Source organism: Aquaspirillum serpens DSM 68, from assembly GCF_000420525.1.
Classification (GTDB): domain Bacteria; phylum Pseudomonadota; class Gammaproteobacteria; order Burkholderiales; family Aquaspirillaceae; genus Aquaspirillum; species Aquaspirillum serpens.
Genome location: NZ_ATVC01000024.1, coordinates 14,268 through 34,525, shown reverse-complemented (window position 1 = coordinate 34,525; position 20,258 = coordinate 14,268). Strand labels below are relative to the sequence as shown.

Here is a 20,258-nt window from a genome sequence, read left to right as displayed (position 1 = left end):
AACGCAAGCCACCGGCAGGGCTGATTGTGCATACCGACCGTGGCAGCCAATACGCCAGCGCAGCCCATCAGGCTTTGCTGCAACAGCACGGGTTACGACTGAGCATGAGCCGCAAGGGCAATTGTTGGGACAACGCCGTCATGGAGCGATTCTTCCTCAATCTGAAGATGGAACGCGTCTGGCAACGCGACTACGCCAACCACAACGAGGCTATCCGCGATATCGCTGATTACATCGTGACGTTCTACAACAACCTGCGATTGCATTCAACTCTGGGTTATTTGCCCCCAGCTGTCTACGAACAGAATATGGCAAACACACAACCTATCTCTCTGTCCGAAAAAATTTGACCGTTACAGCGCTGATTTTCTTGGTATTGGGTACGCTATTTATGGGTATCGCCACCCCAACCGAAGGTGGTGCAATGGGGGCGGTCGGTGCGTTAGTGCTGGCGGCCTTAAAACGGCGGTTAAATTTCAAATTGCTGTGGGAAGGGATGAAACAAACCACTCACCTCACCAGCTTTGTGATTTTTATTCTGATCGGTTCCACAATTTTTGCCCTGACTTTCCGCGCTGTGGATGGTGATTTATGGGTTGAACATTTAATGACCTCGATTCCCGGCGGTATCTGGGGCTTTTTAATCGTCGTTAACCTAATTGTTTTTGCCCTTGGCTTTTTCATTGATTTCTTTGAAATTGCCTTTATTTTGCTGCCGCTGTTAGCGCCGGTGGCGGATAAATTAGGGATTGATTTGGTGTGGTTTGGTATTTTGATTGCATTAAACATGCAAACCAGTTTCCTCACCCCACCTTTTGGTTTTGCCCTGTTTTATCTTAAATCCGTTGCCCCGCCGAGTGTAACGACACTGAATATTTATCGCGGAGTGATTCCGTTTATTATCATTCAGGTATTTATGATTCAGGTATTTATGGTGGTCATAGCAATGGCTTTCCCTCAAACCGTTACCTTCTTTATGGATGAAAACCACAGCGAGGCTTTCCACGATCCGAATAAGAGCCAATTAAATCAGGAAATCAGTTCGGAGGATGCTTTGAAGTTGTTGGAGCAAGGCGGCAGCCAAGGGGGTGATGATTATGGCAGTGGTGGCAGTGCATGGGATGAGCCAAGCACCGAACCCGAACCAGCAACACCAAATAGCACGAATTAACGCTTTTTGATTTGAAAACCGCCCACAACGGGCGGTTTTTTTATGTGGTTTGCTGGTCGGTGCTTAGCGACATAACGCTTCACATGGCACACCGTCACCATCTTTATCTAGCGAAGGCACACGGCATTGCTGTAACACGGCTTTAGCTTCGGCGCAGTCGCGCATTTCACTGCAGCGTGTTTTACGACAATCGGCAGTCCCGTTGGCTGCTGGTGGGGTTTTGACCAGTGGTGGAATAGCAGGATCTGTTTTGGCCGAGCTATTGGGGACAAACTGTCCACTGCGTTGCTGTTTGCGCCATTCCCATGGGGCTTGAGGATTGGCCTGTTCCCATAGGCCTTTCTTGGCTTGCCGCGCTTGTTCTTGTGCAGCTTGGTAACGTTTGTCGGATGAGTAGTCCTTATACCACCACGCCATGCCTTCTTCTAATAGCTGCAAGTTAATTTCCTTACCCTGTAGCCATACCACACCCACCACACGGCCATAGCGGTCTTTGGTTTCTACCGCGATAGAAACTTGTTTACCAAACACCTTATCTGCCAAAGCTTGTTTGGCTTTGCCACCGTAAGGCATGGCCGATTCGGGAGCGTCAATCTGCCCTAAGCGCACTTTCACTTTTTCACGATTGGCATCGACCAAAGTCAAGGTGTCGCCATCGGCAACAGAAATCACTTTCCCCTCGATCGTTTTTGCAGCCCAACTTGGGTTAGTTAAGGCCAAGGCCAACAGGGGGACTGCCAACCAACGGCATACACTTTGTTTCATTTTACGTCCTTTATTTTTTGTGGCCGTTTCCAATTGCTAAGGGTAATAGCCTTGCTGCGAGCAACGGTAAGGGCATTGGCAGGTGCGGTTTTGCTGATGACCGAGCCAGCACCGATGGTGGCATTTTCTTCCACGACAACAGGTGCAACAAGCATGGTGCCAGACCCAATGAAAGCACCATCGGCGATTCGTGTCGTAAACTTATTTACACCGTCATAATTACAAGTGATGGTTCCTGCCCCGACATTGACGCCTGCACCAATCACCGCATCACCAATATAGCTTAAGTGATTGACCTTGCTGCCTTGCGCAATGTGCGACTTTTTCACTTCAACAAAGTTACCAATATGCACCTGATCGGCCAGCTCCGCCCCAGGACGTAAACGGGCATATGGCCCTAAACGACATGAAGCGCCGACTTGAGCTTGTTGTAGATGACTGAAAGCAGCAACCTCAGTCCCTGCGGCAATCGTGACATCACGTAAGACACAATTTGGCCCAATCGTCACACCATCACCTAACTCAACGACACCTTCAATCACCACATTGATATCAATGAATACATCTTTACCACAACGTAGTTCACCTCGTAGATCAAAGCGGTTTGGATCGGCCAGTTGTACGCCGGCTTCTAACAGAAGATTGGCTTGTTGCCGTTGATAAATACGCTCTAATTCGGCCAGTTGTAATTTACTATTGACCCCTGCAGCTTGCCATGAACTTGGGACGACACAGCCATGTACCGCCACTCCATCAGCGACAGCGAGAGCGATGACATCGGTTAAATAATATTCACCCTGTGCATTGCTATTCGATAAACGCGATAACCAACCAGCTAAATAGCGATTAGGTAGGGCTAAGATGCCAGTATTGATTTCTGTGATAGTTTTTTGTTCAGGTGTGGCATCTTTCTCTTCGACGATGGCACAAATCTGACCGGCGGTATCACGAACGATACGACCATAACCTTGCGGCTGAGCTAGATGATCGGTCAGTAAGCCGACTTGGTCACCAGCAGTGGCTAACAGTTGTTGTAATGTTGCTGCTGAGGTCAACGGAACATCACCATATAACACTAAGGTTGTGCCATCGCTAGGCAGAAAAGGCAAAGCCTGCTGTAGCGCATGACCTGTGCCCAATTGCTCCGCTTGATGTGCCCACTGGATATCTGTTTCTGTACCAAATGCCTGTTGTACTTGTTCTCCGCCATGACCATACACCACCACTAATTGCTGTGGTTGCAAGCTGCGAGCTGTTGTCACCACATGGCTGAGTAAGGAACGACCAGCGAGCGTATGCAGCACCTTAGGTAGGTCTGAACGCATCCGTTTGCCCTGCCCTGCGGCAAGAATCACAATCGAAAGAGAATTCATGCTTAATAATCAGACTAAAAAATAGAGATCTTAAACGAAAAACGGGCTGTTACTGAATCAGTAACAGCCCGTCACACCGTAAATGCTCACTACGGTTAGTGTACCCGCTTGCGCAGATATTCCAGCGCGTGCAGTTCGGCAATGGCCTGTTTCAGCGCAGCACGAGCTTGTGCCACATCTTTATCATCAGAGGCTTTTGCCAATTCTGCTTCAGCCGCTTTCTTGGCTTCAAGCGCACGCTGCTCATCCAGCTCTTCACCGCGAATCGCCGTATCTGCCAGCACGGTAATCGCATTTGGTTGCACTTCCATCATGCCACCAGACACTACCACCAATACTTCCTGTGCCTGACCCGCGACGCGAATGCGCAACGGACCAGGTTTGATACGGGTCAAGAGCGGCACATGACGTGGATAAATACCGATTTCACCCATTTCTGCTGGCGCAACCAAAAACTCGGCTTCACCAGAATAAATTTGGGCTTCGGCACTCACCACTTCCACATGCATCGTACTCATGGGTTAACCCCTCAATTACAGCGACTTGGCTTTTTCGACCGCTTCTTCGATACCGCCCACCATGTAGAACGCTTGTTCTGGCAGGGAATCGTATTCACCGGACAAGATAGCCTTGAAGCCTTTGATGGTCTCTTTCAGGCTCACGTACTTACCTGGCGAACCGGTAAACACTTCAGCCACGAAGAACGGCTGGGACAAGAAACGCTGGATCTTACGCGCACGAGCCACCACCAGTTTGTCTTCTTCAGACAATTCATCCATACCCAAAATCGCGATAATGTCACGCAATTCTTTGTATTTCTGCAGGGTTGCTTGCACACCGCGTGCGACGTTGTAGTGCTCTTCGCCAACCACTAATGGGTCGAGCTGACGAGAGGTGGAGTCCAGTGGATCCACTGCAGGGTAAATACCCAAGGCAGCAATATCACGAGACAACACAACGGTTGCATCCAAGTGGGCGAAAGTGGTTGCTGGGGATGGGTCAGTCAAGTCATCGGCTGGCACATACACGGCTTGGATCGAGGTAATCGAACCCACTTTGGTCGAAGCCACACGCTCTTGGAATTTACCCATTTCTTCTGCCAGTGTAGGTTGATAACCCACAGCAGAAGGCATACGGCCCAACAACGCAGACACTTCGGTACCGGCCAAGGTGTAACGGTAAATGTTGTCCACGAACAACAACACATCACGACCTTCATCACGGAACTTCTCGGCCATGGTCAGGCCGGTCAGTGCCACGCGCAGACGGTTACCCGGCGGCTCGTTCATCTGGCCATAAACCAGTGCCACTTTATCGAGAACGTTCGACTCTTTCATTTCATGATAGAAGTCGTTACCTTCACGAGTCCGCTCACCCACACCGGTAAACACAGAGAAACCACTGTGTTCGGCAGCGATGTTACGGATCAATTCCATCATGTTCACGGTTTTGCCCACACCGGCACCACCGAACAGACCCACTTTACCGCCCTTAGCGAACGGACACAGCAAGTCAATCACCTTAATACCGGTTTCCAGCAATTCGGTGGCGGAGGACAATTCGTCGAACTTAGGTGCAGCACGGTGGATCGGCATGCGTTCTTCGGTGCCGATAGGGCCCAATTCGTCAATTGGGCTCCCCAGCACGTCCATAATGCGACCCAAAGTAGCGGTACCCACGGGCACCGAAATCGGTGTACCGGAGTTTACGACCGGAAGACCACGTTTCAGGCCATCCGAGCTACCCATCGCAATGGCACGAACCACGCCGTCACCAAGCTGCTGTTGTACTTCCATGGTCAGACCGGTGTCCACCACGCGAAGGGCGTCATAGACCTTGGGGATGCTACCGCGCGGGAATTCCACGTCGATAACCGCACCAATGATCTGTACGATTTTGCCTTGGCTCATTATCGGTTCCTATAAATCAATACTGTTTCCCGCGCGCCTTACACGGCGGCTGCGCCGGCGACGATTTCCGAAAGTTCGGTGGTAATCGCTGCCTGACGGGCCTTGTTGTAGGTGAGCTTGAGGGTCTCGATCACATTAGCCGCATTGTCAGTTGCAGCCTTCATCGCCACCATCCGTGCAGCTTGTTCCGATGCCATATTTTCGGCAACAGACTGGTAAATCACGGACTCAATGTAGCGTTTCACCAAAAACTCGATCACAGAGGAAATATCCGGTTCGTACAGATATTCCCAAGAATACGGATATTCTTGTTCGAGCTCTTCCGGCTTAAGTGGCAACAACTGTTCGCTTTTCGGCTCTTGTTTCATCGTGTTGATAAATTTCGAGTACACGATGTGCAGAGCGTCGATGCGACCTTCTTGATAAGCCTTCAACATCACCGACACCGGGCCGATGAGTTTGTCCATCTGAGGGGTATCCCCCAGATGTGTTGCGCTCGCCACAATGTTCATCTTCAGACGTTGGGCGGCGGTATAGCCTTTTTGACCGAGGGCGCAGACGTCGATTTCGACGCCTTTGTCCATCAACGATTGCGCTTCGTTAAAGAACTGACGCAACACGTTTGCATTTAAGCCACCGCACAAACCTTTGTCCGAGGAAATCAGAATGATGCCTACACGCTTGACGTCGTCTCTGGCATCCAAAAACGGATGGCTAATATCCGTATTGGTTTCTGCCAGATGCGCCATCACCTCGCGGATTTTCTCCGCGTAGGGACGCGCTTGACGCATACGCTCTTGCGTCTTACGCATCTTGGAAGTTGCGACCATCTGCATTGCGCGGGTGATCTTCTGCGTGTTTTGCACGCTTTTGATCTTGGTGCGAATTTCCTTCCCGACTGCCATATCCCAATCCTTTCAGTATCGTCTGGAAAGATCAGGCGAAGTTGTAGCCGGATTTGAACGATTCGAGCGCCTTAGCCAATTTCTTGTCGTTCTCGTCAGACAGCTTGCCGCTTTTCTCGATGTCGGCCAGCACTTCAGCATGGTTGGCTTTCATGTGCGACAAGAATGCCGCTTCAAAGCTCAATGCTTTTTTCACTGGCACGCCTTCGTAGAAACCCTTGGTCACGGCATACAGTGTCAACGCCATTTCGGATACGCTGAGTGTCGAGAATTGCTTCTGCTTCATCAGCTCAGTGACGATTTCACCGTGTTGCAACTGTTTACGGGTTGTCTCATCCAAATCGGAAGCAAACTGCGCAAACGAAGCCAATTCACGATACTGAGCCAAAGCCAGACGAATACCACCGCCCAGTTTTTTGATCACGCTGGTTTGCGCTGCACCACCAACACGCGACACGGAAATACCGGCGTTGATAGCAGGACGGATACCAGAGTTGAACAAGTCAGTTTCCAAGAAGATCTGACCGTCAGTAATCGAAATCACGTTGGTTGGCACGAATGCAGACACGTCACCGGCTTGGGTTTCAATGATTGGCAACGCGGTCAGAGAACCGGTTTGGCCTTTCACTTCACCGTTGGTGAAGGCTTCAACATAGTCAGCATTCACACGAGCAGCACGCTCTAACAGACGGCTGTGCAGATAGAACACGTCACCTGGGTAGGCTTCACGGCCTGGCGGACGGCGCAACAGCAAAGAAATCTGACGGTAAGCAACGGCTTGTTTGGACAAGTCGTCATACACGATCAGCGCGTCTTGGCCACGGTCGCGGAAATATTCACCCATCGTGCAACCGGCGTAAGGTGCCAAGAATTGCAAAGCAGCGGTATCAGAAGCCGAAGCCGCGACGATGATGGTGTGACCCATCGCGCCGTGTTCTTCTAACTTACGCACCACGTTAGCAATCGAGGAGGCCTTTTGACCCACTGCAACATAGATACATATTACGCCAGTACCTTTTTGGTTGATGATCGCGTCCAAAGCAACGGCAGTTTTACCGGTTTGGCGGTCACCAATGATCAACTCACGCTGACCACGACCAATTGGCACCATCGAGTCAACCGACTTCAAGCCAGTTTGCAATGGCTGGTCAACTGATTTACGCGCGATCACACCAGGCGCCACTTTTTCGAGAGGCGAGGTCAATTTGGTGTTGATTGGACCTTTGCCGTCAATAGGACGACCGAGGGAATCAACAACGCGACCAACCAGCTCGGGGCCAATTGGCACTTCCAAAATGCGACCGGTGCATTTTACTTCCGAACCTTCGGAAATATGTTCGTATTCACCAAGAACCACCGCGCCGACCGAGTCACGCTCCAAGTTCATGGCCAAACCGAACGTATTGCCGGTAAATTCGAGCATTTCACCCTGCATCACGTCTTTCAGACCATGGATGCGGACGATACCGTCGGTCACCGAAATGACGGTACCGGTGGTACGCGCTTCGGTCGAGGACGGCAGGTTCTGAATCTTCTCGCGAATAAGCTCGCTGATTTCAGAAGGATTCAACTGCATGATGTCTCCTAACTTTTGAGGCTTACCGCCATTGCGTGCAGTTTGCCGCGCACCGACGCATCAATCACGTCATCCCCCACCTGCAGGCAAACCCCGCCAATGAGTTCGGGATCGACTTTCGAGGTCAGAGCAACCTGCTTGCCGTATTTGGCTTTCAGCGTTTCGGCAAGCTCGGCGGCTTGGGTTTCGGTGAGCGGGAAGGCGGATGTCACGACTACATCGAGCACACCTTCTTCCTGCTTCTTCAGGAGTTCAAACTGGCTGGCAATTTCCGGTAGCAGCGTTAGACGGTGGTTCTCAGCCAAAGCGCTGAGCAGGTTTTTCACCTGTGCATCGGCACGATCACCAATCAAACCGGCCAACAACTTTTCGACCTCGTCGGGGGTACGTTCCGGATGGGTCACGATCCCTTGTACGTCGGGGTGGCTAACCACAGCCGACAGCCAAGCCAGCGCCTCGCTCCATGCGGGGAGACGCTTCTCTTCTTTGGCCAACCGGAATACCGCTTCGGCGTAGGGCCTTGCTACGGTAATGAGCTCTGCCATGGGGTAATTACAACTCCGCTTTGATGGAAGCCAACAAATCAGCGTGTTTAGCTGCATCGATTTCGCGGCGCAGAATCTTCTCTGCACCAGCGACAGTGATATCGGCCACTTGAGCACGCAGAGCTTCTTTCGCTCGTTGTACTTCTTGACCAATCTCAGCACGGGCGTCGGTGATAATTTTCTCACCTTCGACCTTCGCAGCTTGTTTCGCCTCTTCAATGATCTGGTTAGCACGCTTTTCAGCAGCCATTACCAGTTCAGTTGCCTGTTGCTTCGCTTGACGGATCTGTTCTTCGACACGCTTGGAAGCCTGTTCGAGATCTTGCTTGCCGCGTTCTGCAGCAGCCAAACCGTCAGCGATGCGCTTGGCACGCTCATCCATCATGTTAGTAAGCGGAGGCCAAACAAATTTCATGGTGAACCACACTAGGATGGCGAAAGTAATCGCCTGCCCTAGCAGTGTTGCGTTGATATCCACGCTTGTTTTCCTCCTTAGTTCAACAACGACATCCGCTGTGCGGCCTCAAGGATTACGCGCCCAGCGCGGCCTTGGCAGCAGCCAGGAACGGGTTGTTGAAGGTGTACAGCAGAGCAACACCGACACCAATCATGGAGATGGCGTCCAACAGACCGGCGATAATGAACAGCTTGGTTTGCAGCACAGGAATCAGCTCTGGCTGACGAGCCGAGCTTTCCAGGAATTTGCCGCCCAGAATGGCAAAGCCAAGAGCCGTACCGATAGCGCCCAGACCGATGATGAGGGCAGCGGCCAGCACGGTCATGCTTTGGATCTGAGTAACGAGAGCTTCCATTGATATCTCCTAAATCAAGTCAAGGATGGTTAAGAAAAACACGAAAAAAACACGGTTATTAGGGTTGATGCAGTGTTACACACAGCATCAACCCAGAAAATTAATGGTCTTCAACAGCCAAGCTCAGGTACACGATGGTCAACATCATGAACACAAAAGCTTGCAAGGTAATGATCAAGATGTGGAAGATCGCCCAAGGCGCACCCAACAGCCACTGTGCCCAGAATGGCAGCAGTGCAATCAAGATAAAGATCAACTCGCCGGCGTACATGTTACCGAACAAACGAAGTGCCAGAGAGATTGGTTTTGCCAACAGCTCGATAATTTGGAACACGAAGTTGATTGGGCCAACTTTAGGGCCGAATGGTGCCGAGAACAATTCGTGGATATAACCGCCCAAACCTTTGGCCTTGATCGAGAAACCGATAATGCAGAACATCACCGATAACGACATCGCAAAAGTGGCGTTTACATCAGCAGATGGCACCACGCGCAAATACACATGATGAGGATCTGCACCAAAGACGTGCTCACCAATCAGTTGAGCAATGTAAGGCAGCAAATCAACTGGCAACAAGTCCATGGTGTTCATCAAGAACACCCAAACGAAAATGGTCAAAGCTAAAGGGGCAATCACTGCGCTCTTAGCATGAAACACATCTTTTACTTGGTTTGCCACCATCTCAACAATCATTTCAATGAATAATTGCAGGCGGCCAGGATTTTCCATGCTAAAGGTTTTCGCTACACGAGTGAAAACAAATAGAAAGATAAAACCCAAAACCAAAGACACACTGAATGTGTCGATATTAATTGCCCAAAACCCACCATCATGCGGCACTGTCGCATGTGTTAGGTGGTGCTTGATGTAATCTGTCGCGTTACCTGCCATAGTCAGCTCTCGGTTTATTTAGATAGAAGACTGATCCAGTACGCTGCCTGAGCAAGCACAAACGCTCCAAGAAGCGCTGGTGCTGAAACTGACTTGAAAACCAACAAAACCACCACAAATAGCGCAATGGTCAGTAGTAATTTCGCTGCTTCGGCGCGGAAGTGAGCCTTAAGTAAGACTTGGGGCGCAACTCTGCGGCGCGAATAAGCCAATTTCGCGTACAACAAGCCCGGGAGGATAGCTAACATCCCCCCAGCCAAAGCTGACAACAATCCGATGAGAGGCGGCGACACTAAAATGCTGCCTAGCAGCATGGAAACCGCAGTCAATCGGACTTGCCAACGTAAAACCTTTGCAACCTCTCGTGTAATCACGTCTGGCGCCAAATCAAAACCGCTGGATTGTACGGGAGGCCTGCCATTCACGTCAACGCAAGCAGACCTATATCAGATGATTAAATTGTATTTATAAACCCTTATTTTTCGCAGTCTTTTTTTGTAAGCCGTGCAAAATTTCGTCTAACTGGGCTAAATCAGTGTATTCGATGGTCAGCCGACCATTCCCACGCTTTCCATGCCGAATATGTACCGTAGTGCCTAATTGGTCGGAAAGGCTCTCTTCGAGACGACGAATATCGGGGTCTTGTTGCAGTGCAACCTTTTTTTGCACTGCGGAATCGGTGAGAAAATGCTGAACACGGCGCTCGGTTTCTCGTACCGACCATTGCTGGGTTGCTGCCTGTTGTGCCCATTCAATCTGTTGTAATACTGGCAAAGCCAATAGTGCTCGCGCATGACCCATATCGAGTTTTTTTTCATGCACCAAAGCCTGCACCGGCTCGGGCAGGCTCAACAATCGCAATAAATTACTGATTGCACTGCGCGAGCGGCCCAAAGCAGCAGCAGCGCTTTCATGGGTCATGTGAAACTCATCAATCAAACGTTGCACACCAGTGGCTTCTTCAAGCGGGTCAAGTTGCTCTCGTTGAATGTTTTCAATCAAAGCAATCGCTAAAGCTGCTTGATCGGGGACAGTGCGAATAACGGCCGGTATGTCAGCTAAACCAGCTAATTGGGCGGCACGCCAACGGCGTTCACCGGCAATAATCTCATAACGACCCAAGCCAATTTCCCGCACCACAACCGGTTGAATAACCCCTTGGGCGCGGATTGAATCTGCCAATGCCGCCAGTGCCGCTTGATCCATATGTGAGCGCGGTTGATACACCCCCGCCTGTAGTGCTGTGACTGGAAGCGATTGCAGGCGGTCTTCACTCTGATTTTCATGGGCCAATAAAGCATCTAGGCCACGTCCCAACCCTTTTAGCTTTGGCTTACTCATACCTGCGCCTGTGCTTTACCGTAATAGACCAAAATTTCATCCGCCAATGCCAGATACGCTTTGCTACCTCGAGCTGACTTGTCGTAGGCCAGCACGGGCATGCCATAACTGGGTGCTTCAGCAAGCCGCACATTGCGTGGAATAGCCGTTTCCAATACCTGATTGGGAAAATGTTGTTGTAACTCAGCCACAACTTGTTTTGACAGCATACTGCGCGCATCAAATAGGGTTCGTAATAAACCAAGCAATTCGATGCGTGGATTTAAGGCAGCACGCAGTTTTTTCAACGTATTCAGTAAATCGGTCAGACCTTCTAAGGCGTAGTATTCGCATTGCATCGGAATCAACACTCGCTCAGCGGTGGTCAAACCGTTCAAGGTCAACAGGTTGAGCGCGGGTGGGCAATCGAGCAAGATAAAATCATAGTCTGCCGCTACACTCTGTAAAGCCTGCCGCAGCCGCAATTCGCGTTGCTCAAATTCAATTAATTCTAGTTCTGCACCGGCTAAGTGCCGGTTGGCAGGTAAAACGGCAAAGCCACCTTTTTCTGCGGTATGTAATACCTGTGCTACTGTGGCCCGACCAATCAAGAGGTGATAGACACTGAGCCGCAAACCATGTTTGTCAATGCCACAAGCGGTGGTGGTATTACCTTGTGGATCAAGGTCTACCACTAACACCCGCTGGCCACGGGCTGCCAAGCTGGCTGCAAGATTGACCACGGTGGTGGTTTTACCGACACCACCCTTCTGATTTGCCACTGCAATGCAATGCTGCATATTAAGCCACCACCAATTTAACCAAATGACGTTCAGCTGCTAAGTTGGGCACCTGCAAGGCTTCAACGGCTTGAACCCGAATATCAGCCGGCAATTGTGCGATTTCTTCATACGGATACACGCCTTTAAGCGCCGCCCAATAGCCGTCAGTTGTCAATAAATGACGGGTCAAGCGAATAAATTCATTTAGCTCAGCGAAGGCTCGCGATGTAATCACATCAAACTTTTGCGCCGGTTGATAGGCTTCTACCCGATCACAGATCACCTCGACCTGCGATAAACCCAACTCAATCACCGCTTGTTTTAAGAAAGTGGTTTTCTTGTGGTTGGCGTCAAGTAATGTCAGTTGCCAATCAGGCCGTAGGATGGCAAATAAAATCCCCGGCATCCCGCCACCCGACCCCACATCTAATACTTGCTGTGCAGTGATATGCGGCAAGGCGGCTAAACTGTCTAACACATGATAAGACAGCATCCGTTCTGATTCGCGGACCGCTGTCAGGTTATACACGCGGTTCCATTTATCTAACAGCTCGACATAGGCCAATAATTGATCAATTTGTTCGGTGCTAGCGGTAAGGCCCAGTGTAGTGAGGCCATGTTGCAATTCATCGCGAGAAGAAGACAATTAATTTTTCGTGGCGCGAGTTGTCGATGACAAACCCCGCTTGAGATGAACATGGAGTAAAGAAATCGCGGCTGGTGTCATGCCTTGAATCCGTGATGCCTGACCTAAGGTCTCGGGACGATGTTGGTTCAGGCGCTGTTGTACTTCCTTGGACAATCCTGACACCGAAGCATAATCAATCTCTTGTGGTAAGCGCACGTCTTCCCATTGATCGCGGCGCGCAATTTCCTCTTGTTGGCGTGCGATATATCCTTGGTACTTAATTTGGATTTCGACCTGCTCTGCCACCTCTGCTTCTGCTACGGGTTCACCAAAGGCAGTTAAACCAGACAAAGCATGATAATTCACTTGTGGGCGGCGCAGTAAATCGGCCAAGGTATATTCACGTTCAATGGTCTGCCCGAGAACCGCTAAGGCTTCCTCTGCCGGTACCAAGCGCGGATTGACCCAAGTATGTTGTAAACGGGCATTTTCGGCTTCAATCGCCTCACGTTTACGACAGAAAGCCGTCCATTGCGCATCACTGACTAAACCTAAAGCACGTCCTTGTTCAGTCAAACGCAGGTCAGCATTGTCTTCGCGCAGTTGTAAACGATATTCGGCACGGCTGGTAAACATCCGATAGGGCTCAGAAACACCGCGAGTGATCAGGTCATCTACCAACACCCCGATATAGGCCTCGGCCCGACTTGGACACCAGCTATCTTCCTCACGGGCATAACGTGCCGCATTGATACCAGCCAAAAGACCTTGGGCCGCTGCTTCTTCGTAACCCGTGGTACCGTTAATTTGTCCGGCAAAGAACAAGCCTTGGATGGATTTGGTTTCTAGGCTGCTTTTTAAGTTGCGAGGGTCGAAGTAGTCATATTCGATGGCATAGCCGGGGCGCAGAATATGGGCGTTCTCTAGGCCAACAATCGAGCGTACGGCTGCCAATTGAATATCGAACGGCAAACTAGTTGAAATTCCGTTAGGGTAAAATTCATTAGTATCTAACCCTTCCGGTTCTAAGAAGACTTGATGACTATTGCGATCGGCAAAGCGATTGATTTTATCTTCAATAGAAGGGCAATAGCGCGGCCCCACGCCTTCAATAACCCCAGTGAACATCGGCGAACGATCAAACCCTTGCCGAATAATGTCGTGGGTGCGTTCATTGGTGTGAGCAATCCAACATGGCAGTTGCTTTGGGTGTAGTGCGCGTGAACCTCGGAAGCTGAAAACAGGCTCGGGGTTGTCCCCCGGTTGTTCCTCTAGAATATCAAAGCGAATGGTGCGGCCATCAATACGCGGTGGGGTACCCGTTTTTAAGCGGCCTACCGGTAACGCCAACTCACGAAGACGTGCGCCGAGTGTCACCGCAGCCGGATCACCCGCACGACCGCCGGTATAGTTTTCTAAGCCGACATGGATTTTTCCAGAGAGGAAAGTCCCCGCTGTCAACACCACTGAACGGGCTTTAAACTGAATTCCGATGGTGGTCACCACACCACTGACTCGCTCACCCTCGAGTAACAAGTCATCAACCTGTTGTTGAAACAGCCATAAATTTGGTTGATTTTCCAACATCGTGCGAATGGCGGCTTTGTAGCGAACACGGTCGGCTTGGGCACGGGTTGCGCGAACAGCAGGGCCTTTACTGGCATTGAGGGTACGAAACTGAATCCCGCCCATATCCGTGGCTAAGGCCATCGCCCCACCTAAAGCATCGACTTCTTTCACTAAATGTCCCTTGCCAATCCCACCAATGGAGGGATTGCACGACATTTGGCCGAGGGTTTCGATATTGTGAGTCAATAGTAGGGTGGTCCGTCCCATGCGAGCAGCAGCCAGTGCCGCCTCAGTACCAGCATGACCTCCACCCACGACAATGACTTCGAATTCTGTTGGGAACAACATGAGCCGTCGCTAATCCGCAAAAAATCAAGTGCGGCATTGTACGGGAATTCGCCCAACAACGTCAGCAACACAGATGCAGCAAAAACAAAAAATCACTTACACATCAAAGCCATAAGATTTTAACCTTCCATTCACTCGGGTTTCACTTTCCCTCTCTAGGCTAAAGCGGTCGTTTCAATTCGGGAGAAATCCATGTTGCAACACGGCTCGACGCTTCAGTCTCAGACATTCTCGCGCCCACGCTTTAGCGTCGGTTTGGCTCAAAACAAATGGGATGTGCAAGCAGCACAACGCTTGCGTTATCAAGTCTTTGCTGAAGAAATGGGCGCAAAACTGTCTTCTGCCCATGTAGAGCTGGACGAGGATGACTACGATGCAGTGTGCGATCATCTAATTGTCCGTGACGAGATGAGTGGACAAGTGGTAGGAACCTACCGCTTATTGCCCCCACATCGGGCACAACAGCTGCCCCAACTCTATTCAGAACAAGAGTTTGATTTGTCTGGGCTGGCACCGATTCGCCACCACCTGATCGAAATTGGCCGTTCTTGCGTTCATAAAGATTTTCGTAGTGGTGCAGTGATTACCTTGCTGTGGTCAGGCTTAGCCGAGTATTTACTCAATAGTGGTCACGAATACCTGATTGGATGTGCCAGTGTGGGCTTGGCCGACAACGCAGCCCAAGTGATTGCAGTCCAACAACATTTACATCAACACCCAGCACAACAAGCCAGCGGTTGGGGTATTTGTCCCTATCAGCCATTGGTATTGTCTTCGTTCGATACAGCTGACCAGTTGCCCGCGCTTCCGCCTTTAATCAAAGGGTATTTGCGCGCTGGAGCGAAAATCGTCCCTGAGCCAGCATGGGATAGTGACTTTCACTGTGCCGATTTTTTTGTGATCTGGTCTCGGCAACAAATCAGCCAACGTTATGGCCGACACTTTTTAGCTCAGGCAGCCTAAAACCTGCACCAAGGCCATACAATAGCGTGCTTTGTTGGGTGAAAATGTGAGTGTGGCCGTGTCGTCGTATCCCTTACAGCCGATTGGTATTGTTGAAAGTTGCTTTTGCGAGAAATTCGGTATTCCTCGCCAACCCGGTTTAGTGGCGGCCGCACAAGGCCGACTGCGCCTATTGCCGCCATTTGACCAAGCCGACACGGTGCGCGGCATTGAACAGTTTTCCCATCTGTGGCTGACGTTTGTTTTTCACCAAACGGCAGAACAAGGCTGGAAACCGCTGATTCGTCCGCCTAAATTGGGTGGCAATACACGGGTTGGTGTGTTTGCCAGCCGTTCTACTTTTCGCCCCAATCCAATTGGCTTATCGGTAGTCGAACTGTTAGAGGTTGATACGACCTCAGGCGTGTGCTTAACCATCGGTGGCCTAGACCTACTTGATGGCACACCGGTGTTGGACATCAAACCTTATCTTCCCTACGCCGACAGCCTGCCACAGGCCACCGGCGGCTATGCCCCACCAGCACAACGTTTTATTGAGCAAGTCAGTTGGACAACTCAGGCACAACAGGCATTGCAACAACTGAGCCCCGATCCGAGCCAAGACCACGCCTTAATCACCGCGCTATTACAACAAGACCCCCGTCCGGGTTATCAACACACCGAATCAGAACGAATTTATGGTATGCAACTCAAAGTAGGGAACGTCCGTTGGCGAGTATTGCCACAAGGTGCCGAAGTGATCGACATTGAACCTCCCTCTTTAAGACTCGGCTAAGACCCACCATCTACACTGCCATCGTGCGTATTCGCGCTCATTTTTAGATTTTGCTGGAGAATCATCATGACCTTGCAACCAAGCCGCCTTGTTTTATGTTTGACGCTGACTGCAGTGCTCGCGGCACCGCTTGCAGAAGCCGCCCGACTGGGGAAAGGGAAATCCAGTGGAATGCAGCGCAGTACCCCGACCCAAAGCTATAACCAACAAACGCCAGCAGCAAAACCACAACCGTTAGCGCCTGCACCGATGGCGCCACAAACCGCACGCCCAGCCTCCTCTGGCCCCGGAGTAGGTGGTATGGTGGCCGCAGGTGTCGCGGGTGCTGCCGCCGGCTATATGCTGAGCGAAGCCCTCAGCGATGACGAGAAAGCCGCCGCCGATACTGCCGCGAAAACCGCAGAAGGCGCAGCAAATAGCGCTGCGACAGCTGCGACCACCGCTGCACCTGCTGCCGCTGCAGCAACCCCAGCACCGGCTCCCACCGAAGAAGGGGGGGGATTCCCTTGGGGTGGTTTGATTTTGCTGATGTTGTTAGGTGGTGCAGTCATGATGTTCATGAAGAAAAAGAAAACTGCCTCGCCTTTGTCGCAACGTCCATTGGGTGGTGGCTTAGCGCCAGCGGGTGGCGTGCCTTATGGTCAGGATATGCAACGCAATCAAACCCCCGGCAGTTCACTGTTCAATAACACACCCTATGCCCAAGGCGGCGGTGGGATGAGTGCGGCTTCTAACTTTGCCTCTGGTCGTTTGCCTGATGGTACCGAAGTACCTCACTTTTTGCGCCAAGCCAAAGCCACGTTCTTGCATGTGCAAAGCATGAACAATCCGGCTAACTTGGATGAAATTCGTAAGTATCTGACTCCACAGTTGTTTGATGCCCTGCGTGCTGATATTAGCGACAACATGGAACCAGCCGACTTCCCAACCCTGAATTGCGACTTCTTAAATGCAGAACAGGAAAATGGCGGCTATGTGGCAAGCGTGCGCTTCCACGGCATGGTCAGCGAGTCGGTCAACGCGCCGTTGATGCCATTTAGCGAAACATGGCACTACATCAAATCGGCCCAAACCGATAACAAATGGATTGTGGCAGGGATTCAACAAGGTTAACTAGCGGCTTCCCGCAAAGCCCTTTGGCCCGACTTCGGTCGGGCTTTTTTTCGGCCTGAATTTCACGCAGCGCGTATAATCTAGGCCATCTTTTGTCTTTCATCCCCAAGCGAAGAGGTAAGGCGATGGCCAATCCGCTGTACCAGAAACATATCATTTCCATCTCTGATCTAAGCCGCGAAGAATTAGAGCTGGTGGTACATACAGCAGCTGAACTCAAACGACATCCACGCAACGATTTATTAAAAGATCGTGTTGTGGCAAGCTGTTTTTTCGAAGCGTCAACCCGCACTCGGCTATCGTTTGAAACCGCAGTGCAACGGCTAGGTGGCTCGGTGATTGGGTTTGCCGATGCAGGCAATACCTCCCTCGCCAAAAAAGGGGAAACACTGGCCGATTCGGTCAGAATCATCACTTCTTATGTTGACGCTTATGTCATGCGTCATCCTCGCGATGGGGCAGCACGTTTGGCGGCCGAATGTTCAACCAAGCCTGTCATCAATGCTGGTGATGGTGCCAATCAACACCCGACACAAACCCTGCTTGATCTATTTACCTTGCATGAAACCCAAGGTCGGCTTGATGGGCTGAAAGTGGCATTTGTCGGTGATTTGAAATATGGCCGCACGGTGCATTCCTTGGTACAAGCCTTATCGCTGTTTGGCTGCCGCTTTTATTTTATTGCGCCACCGGCCTTGGCTCTGCCCGATTATCTGTATGAAGAATTAGACGAGCGCCATATCGAATATTCCGACCATGAAGATATCGAAGAAGTGGTGCCGGAGCTGGATATTCTTTACATGACACGGGTGCAAAAAGAACGCTTTGAAGAAACCGAATTCCATCAGGTGAAATCGCGTTTTGTGTTGACTGCAGACACCTTAGCCCATGCCCGTCCCAACTTGCGGGTATTGCATCCGTTACCACGGGTGGATGAAATTGAAATTGGCGTTGATCAAACCCCGTATGCCTATTATTTCCAACAAGCAGAAAACGGCGTTTATGCCCGCCAAGCCTTATTAGCCTTGGTTCTTAACGAGACGCTTTAAGAAAGACCGCTGTAATGGAACACAAACTTACCGTTGAAGCCTTAAAAGATGGCACTGTGATTGACCATATTCCGGCGGGTCAAGGTCGTCGGATTGCTAAGCTGTTGCGTTTGTCAGAAAGCGGACAGCGGGTATATATGGGGTTTAATCTTCCCAGCCAACGCTCAGGCAAAAAAGACCTGATTAAGGTCGAAAATATCTTATTGAGCGCGGAAGACGCTAACCAACTGGCGCTGTATGCGCCCGATGCCACGGTGAATGTCATCGAGAACTTTGAGGTGGTGGCAAAACACAAATTAGGCGTGCCAGAATCGATTGCTGGGGTATTGGTGTGTCCAAATAGCAACTGTATTAGCCATGTAGAACCGGTGACCAGTCACTTTAGTGTCCGCAGCCGCCACGGTGAAATTCGTCTGAAATGTAAATATTGTGAAAAGGCTTACGCCAAAGAAGTTTTTACCGGTTTAAGCTAGGCCAATCGACTGGCCTTTTTATTGAAAAACCGCTAGGGTATGGGGCCAAACTTTGTTGAGGCCAGTCGTGTCCCCCGCTCATAGCCCTCCTACTAAGCTGTGGTTGCCGATTCTTGCTACGGCTATCGCACTGATTGTCGTCCATGGTCTTGGACGCTTTGCCTATACCCCGTTGTTGCCAATGTTGGTTGCTGACGGGGTTTTTTCTTTGCAAACCGGTGCCACCATGGCAACGTGGAATTACATCGGTTATCTGCTGGGCGCCGTGTTAGCGATTCGCTTCCATCATCCCGATCACATTCGCCGCGCTCTACCTCTCGCACTGGCAACCAGCGCCATCACCACCACACTACAAGTTATTGCCACTGATCCTACGCTGTTTTTATTACTACGTTTATTAAACGGCATCAGCAATGGCATTGTATTCGTCCAAGCACCAGCTTTGGTGTTGGAATGGTTATCGCGGCATGGCAAGTTGGCATTAAGTGGGTTGGTGTACTTTGGTGTCGGGACAGGATTGCTGCTGTCGAATGCGTTAGCATGGTGGCCGCACGAGATATTGCATGGCATGGATCGTTGGTGGCCGATGGCGCTATTTGCTATCCCGTTGGCCGCCTTCAGTGGTTGGCATTTAATGCGACTCGATCGACCGCATCCACAACAAGCAGCGGCACCCGCGCCTCATACCACCACACCGTTGATCGACCGCAAAAGTTTGCCACTCTTTATGGCCTATGCTGGTGCAGGCTTAGGCTATATCTTACCCACCACGTTTTTACCGGTAGTGGCGAAAGAACAATTGCCTGCCGACCACTGGTTATTGGGTGGAGCGTGGACTATTTTGGCCTGTTGTACCTTGGGTGCGGCGTGGCTGTGGAATCAGCTAGGGGCACGCTTAGGGGATAAAACGGCGCTGTTATTGAACTATGCCATTCAAGGTGCTGGGGTATTTGCACCGATCTTGTTCAGCGGCAGTGTCGGTGTGTTGTTATGTGCCGTGTTAGTCGGTACCACTTTCCTCGGCAGCGTGTTACTTAGCCAACGTTTAGGCCGCAATTTACATCCCCACCAAGGGCCAAGGATTTCTGCCGGTTTGGTGACTTTATATGCTTTTACCCAATTGACTGGGCCGTGGATGGCGCGGTGGTGGCTTGAGCACGGCGCCAGCATGACCGATACCTACTTGGTGGGTGGCGTGGCGTTGGTGTGGGCATGGCTGTGGACATTACGGACACCAAAGGCTTAAATATATTTTTTTACATAATGTTTTTTGGTGTATTATTTACCTA

The 20,258-nt window shown here is 50.8% G+C and carries 23 protein-coding genes; 8 read left to right on the top strand and 15 right to left on the bottom strand.

Annotated features, from left to right (window positions below; genetic code table 11):
* On the top strand, nt 1–350 hold a 350-nt coding region (locus tag G465_RS13805; protein ID WP_022653670.1), incomplete at its 5' end, for an integrase core domain-containing protein.
* Nucleotides 347–1,171: a TRAP transporter large permease gene (locus G465_RS15390; RefSeq protein WP_022653668.1), complete on the top strand. Its 825-nt coding sequence runs from the start codon at nt 347–349 to the stop codon at nt 1,169–1,171. The genes G465_RS13805 and G465_RS15390, both read left to right, overlap by 4 nt.
* 63 nt (nt 1,172–1,234) lie before the next feature.
* On the opposite strand, the gene G465_RS0106470 is transcribed toward G465_RS15390, so the two are convergent.
* From G465_RS0106470 to mnmG, 15 genes are all read right to left on the bottom strand, one after another.
* On the bottom strand, nt 1,235–1,936 hold the full coding sequence (locus G465_RS0106470; protein WP_022653667.1) for a thermonuclease family protein: 702 nt from the start codon (nt 1,934–1,936) through the stop codon (nt 1,235–1,237).
* Complete coding sequence (gene glmU, locus G465_RS0106465; protein ID WP_022653666.1) at nt 1,933–3,309, bottom strand: bifunctional UDP-N-acetylglucosamine diphosphorylase/glucosamine-1-phosphate N-acetyltransferase GlmU; 1,377 nt, start codon at nt 3,307–3,309, stop codon at nt 1,933–1,935. Before glmU ends, G465_RS0106470 begins: the two co-directional genes overlap by 4 nt.
* Before the next feature lie 95 nt (nt 3,310–3,404).
* Nucleotides 3,405–3,827 carry a F0F1 ATP synthase subunit epsilon gene (locus G465_RS0106460; protein ID WP_022653665.1) on the bottom strand — a complete coding sequence of 141 codons (423 nt, stop codon included), beginning with the start codon at nt 3,825–3,827 and terminating at the stop codon, nt 3,405–3,407.
* 15 nt (nt 3,828–3,842) lie between these two features.
* Complete coding sequence (gene atpD, locus G465_RS0106455) at nt 3,843–5,219, bottom strand: F0F1 ATP synthase subunit beta (RefSeq protein WP_022653664.1); 1,377 nt, start codon at nt 5,217–5,219, stop codon at nt 3,843–3,845.
* A 38-nt stretch (nt 5,220–5,257) separates the two neighbouring features.
* Nucleotides 5,258–6,124: a F0F1 ATP synthase subunit gamma gene (gene atpG, locus G465_RS0106450; protein WP_022653663.1), complete on the bottom strand. Its 867-nt coding sequence runs from the start codon at nt 6,122–6,124 to the stop codon at nt 5,258–5,260.
* A gap of 31 nt (nt 6,125–6,155) precedes the next feature.
* Nucleotides 6,156–7,700 (bottom strand): F0F1 ATP synthase subunit alpha, encoded by a 1,545-nt coding sequence (gene atpA / locus G465_RS0106445; RefSeq protein WP_022653662.1) that lies wholly within the window; start codon nt 7,698–7,700, stop codon nt 6,156–6,158.
* Nucleotides 7,701–7,708: 8 nt separating this feature from the next.
* Nucleotides 7,709–8,245 (bottom strand): F0F1 ATP synthase subunit delta, encoded by a 537-nt coding sequence (locus G465_RS0106440; protein WP_022653661.1) that lies wholly within the window; start codon nt 8,243–8,245, stop codon nt 7,709–7,711.
* Between the two features lie 7 nt (nt 8,246–8,252).
* Nucleotides 8,253–8,723, bottom strand: a complete 471-nt coding sequence (locus tag G465_RS0106435) for a F0F1 ATP synthase subunit B (protein ID WP_022653660.1) — start codon at nt 8,721–8,723, stop codon at nt 8,253–8,255.
* 52 nt (nt 8,724–8,775) lie between these two features.
* Nucleotides 8,776–9,057, bottom strand: a complete 282-nt coding sequence (gene atpE / locus G465_RS0106430) for a F0F1 ATP synthase subunit C (protein WP_022653659.1) — start codon at nt 9,055–9,057, stop codon at nt 8,776–8,778.
* A gap of 100 nt (nt 9,058–9,157) precedes the next feature.
* Nucleotides 9,158–9,949 carry a F0F1 ATP synthase subunit A gene (gene atpB / locus G465_RS0106425; RefSeq protein ID WP_022653658.1) on the bottom strand — a complete coding sequence of 264 codons (792 nt, stop codon included), beginning with the start codon at nt 9,947–9,949 and terminating at the stop codon, nt 9,158–9,160.
* Nucleotides 9,950–9,963: 14 nt separating this feature from the next.
* Entirely contained in the window at nt 9,964–10,323 is a 360-nt protein-coding gene (locus tag G465_RS0106420) for an ATP synthase subunit I (RefSeq protein WP_022653657.1), read from the bottom strand.
* A 91-nt stretch (nt 10,324–10,414) separates the two neighbouring features.
* Nucleotides 10,415–11,290 carry a ParB/RepB/Spo0J family partition protein gene (locus G465_RS0106415; protein WP_022653656.1) on the bottom strand — a complete coding sequence of 292 codons (876 nt, stop codon included), beginning with the start codon at nt 11,288–11,290 and terminating at the stop codon, nt 10,415–10,417.
* Nucleotides 11,287–12,069, bottom strand: coding sequence for a ParA family protein (locus G465_RS0106410; protein ID WP_022653655.1), 783 nt, complete (start codon nt 12,067–12,069; stop codon nt 11,287–11,289). The genes G465_RS0106415 and G465_RS0106410 overlap by 4 nt, the downstream gene beginning before the upstream one ends.
* Before the next feature lies 1 nt (nt 12,070).
* On the bottom strand, nt 12,071–12,697 hold the full coding sequence (rsmG, locus tag G465_RS0106405; protein ID WP_022653654.1) for a 16S rRNA (guanine(527)-N(7))-methyltransferase RsmG: 627 nt from the start codon (nt 12,695–12,697) through the stop codon (nt 12,071–12,073).
* Nucleotides 12,698–14,596, bottom strand: coding sequence for a tRNA uridine-5-carboxymethylaminomethyl(34) synthesis enzyme MnmG (mnmG, locus tag G465_RS0106400; RefSeq protein WP_022653653.1), 1,899 nt, complete (start codon nt 14,594–14,596; stop codon nt 12,698–12,700).
* 192 nt (nt 14,597–14,788) lie between these two features.
* Here mnmG and G465_RS0106395 point away from each other — a divergent pair, with 192 nt between their 5' ends.
* The 6 genes from G465_RS0106395 (at nt 14,789) to G465_RS0106370 (ending at nt 20,215) form a co-directional block, all read left to right on the top strand.
* Nucleotides 14,789–15,559 (top strand): GNAT family N-acetyltransferase, encoded by a 771-nt coding sequence (locus tag G465_RS0106395; RefSeq protein ID WP_022653652.1) that lies wholly within the window; start codon nt 14,789–14,791, stop codon nt 15,557–15,559.
* Nucleotides 15,560–15,617: 58 nt separating this feature from the next.
* A complete protein-coding gene (tsaA, locus tag G465_RS0106390) occupies nt 15,618–16,334 on the top strand; it encodes a tRNA (N6-threonylcarbamoyladenosine(37)-N6)-methyltransferase TrmO (RefSeq protein ID WP_027405234.1) in 717 nt (238 codons plus the stop codon).
* A 66-nt stretch (nt 16,335–16,400) separates the two neighbouring features.
* Nucleotides 16,401–17,447 carry a Tim44 domain-containing protein gene (locus tag G465_RS0106385; protein WP_022653650.1) on the top strand — a complete coding sequence of 349 codons (1,047 nt, stop codon included), beginning with the start codon at nt 16,401–16,403 and terminating at the stop codon, nt 17,445–17,447.
* A 125-nt stretch (nt 17,448–17,572) separates the two neighbouring features.
* On the top strand, nt 17,573–18,496 hold the full coding sequence (pyrB, locus tag G465_RS0106380; RefSeq protein WP_022653649.1) for an aspartate carbamoyltransferase: 924 nt from the start codon (nt 17,573–17,575) through the stop codon (nt 18,494–18,496).
* A 14-nt stretch (nt 18,497–18,510) separates the two neighbouring features.
* Nucleotides 18,511–18,969, top strand: coding sequence for an aspartate carbamoyltransferase regulatory subunit (gene pyrI, locus G465_RS0106375; RefSeq protein ID WP_022653648.1), 459 nt, complete (start codon nt 18,511–18,513; stop codon nt 18,967–18,969).
* Nucleotides 18,970–19,036: 67 nt separating this feature from the next.
* Entirely contained in the window at nt 19,037–20,215 is a 1,179-nt protein-coding gene (locus G465_RS0106370) for a YbfB/YjiJ family MFS transporter (RefSeq protein ID WP_022653647.1), read from the top strand.
* Nucleotides 20,216–20,258: the final 43 nt, after the last annotated feature.

Bases quoted from the DNA above. Each gene is read 5' to 3' on its own strand.
- G465_RS0106470 (WP_022653667.1), bottom strand. From the start codon at position 1,936: ATGAAACAAAGTGTATGCCGTTGGTTGGCAGTCCCCCTGTTGGCCTTG.
- glmU (WP_022653666.1), bottom strand. From the start codon at position 3,309: ATGAATTCTCTTTCGATTGTGATTCTTGCCGCAGGGCAGGGCAAACGG.
- G465_RS0106460 (WP_022653665.1), bottom strand. From the start codon at position 3,827: ATGAGTACGATGCATGTGGAAGTGGTGAGTGCCGAAGCCCAAATTTAT.
- atpD (WP_022653664.1), bottom strand. From the start codon at position 5,219: ATGAGCCAAGGCAAAATCGTACAGATCATTGGTGCGGTTATCGACGTG.
- atpG (WP_022653663.1), bottom strand. From the start codon at position 6,124: ATGGCAGTCGGGAAGGAAATTCGCACCAAGATCAAAAGCGTGCAAAAC.
- atpA (WP_022653662.1), bottom strand. From the start codon at position 7,700: ATGCAGTTGAATCCTTCTGAAATCAGCGAGCTTATTCGCGAGAAGATT.
- G465_RS0106440 (WP_022653661.1), bottom strand. From the start codon at position 8,245: ATGGCAGAGCTCATTACCGTAGCAAGGCCCTACGCCGAAGCGGTATTC.
- atpE (WP_022653659.1), bottom strand. From the start codon at position 9,057: ATGGAAGCTCTCGTTACTCAGATCCAAAGCATGACCGTGCTGGCCGCT.
- atpB (WP_022653658.1), bottom strand. From the start codon at position 9,949: ATGGCAGGTAACGCGACAGATTACATCAAGCACCACCTAACACATGCG.
- G465_RS0106415 (WP_022653656.1), bottom strand. From the start codon at position 11,290: ATGAGTAAGCCAAAGCTAAAAGGGTTGGGACGTGGCCTAGATGCTTTA.
- G465_RS0106410 (WP_022653655.1), bottom strand. From the start codon at position 12,069: ATGCAGCATTGCATTGCAGTGGCAAATCAGAAGGGTGGTGTCGGTAAA.
- mnmG (WP_022653653.1), bottom strand. From the start codon at position 14,596: ATGTTGTTCCCAACAGAATTCGAAGTCATTGTCGTGGGTGGAGGTCAT.
- G465_RS0106395 (WP_022653652.1), top strand. From the start codon at position 14,789: ATGTTGCAACACGGCTCGACGCTTCAGTCTCAGACATTCTCGCGCCCA.
- G465_RS0106385 (WP_022653650.1), top strand. From the start codon at position 16,401: ATGACCTTGCAACCAAGCCGCCTTGTTTTATGTTTGACGCTGACTGCA.
- pyrB (WP_022653649.1), top strand. From the start codon at position 17,573: ATGGCCAATCCGCTGTACCAGAAACATATCATTTCCATCTCTGATCTA.
- pyrI (WP_022653648.1), top strand. From the start codon at position 18,511: ATGGAACACAAACTTACCGTTGAAGCCTTAAAAGATGGCACTGTGATT.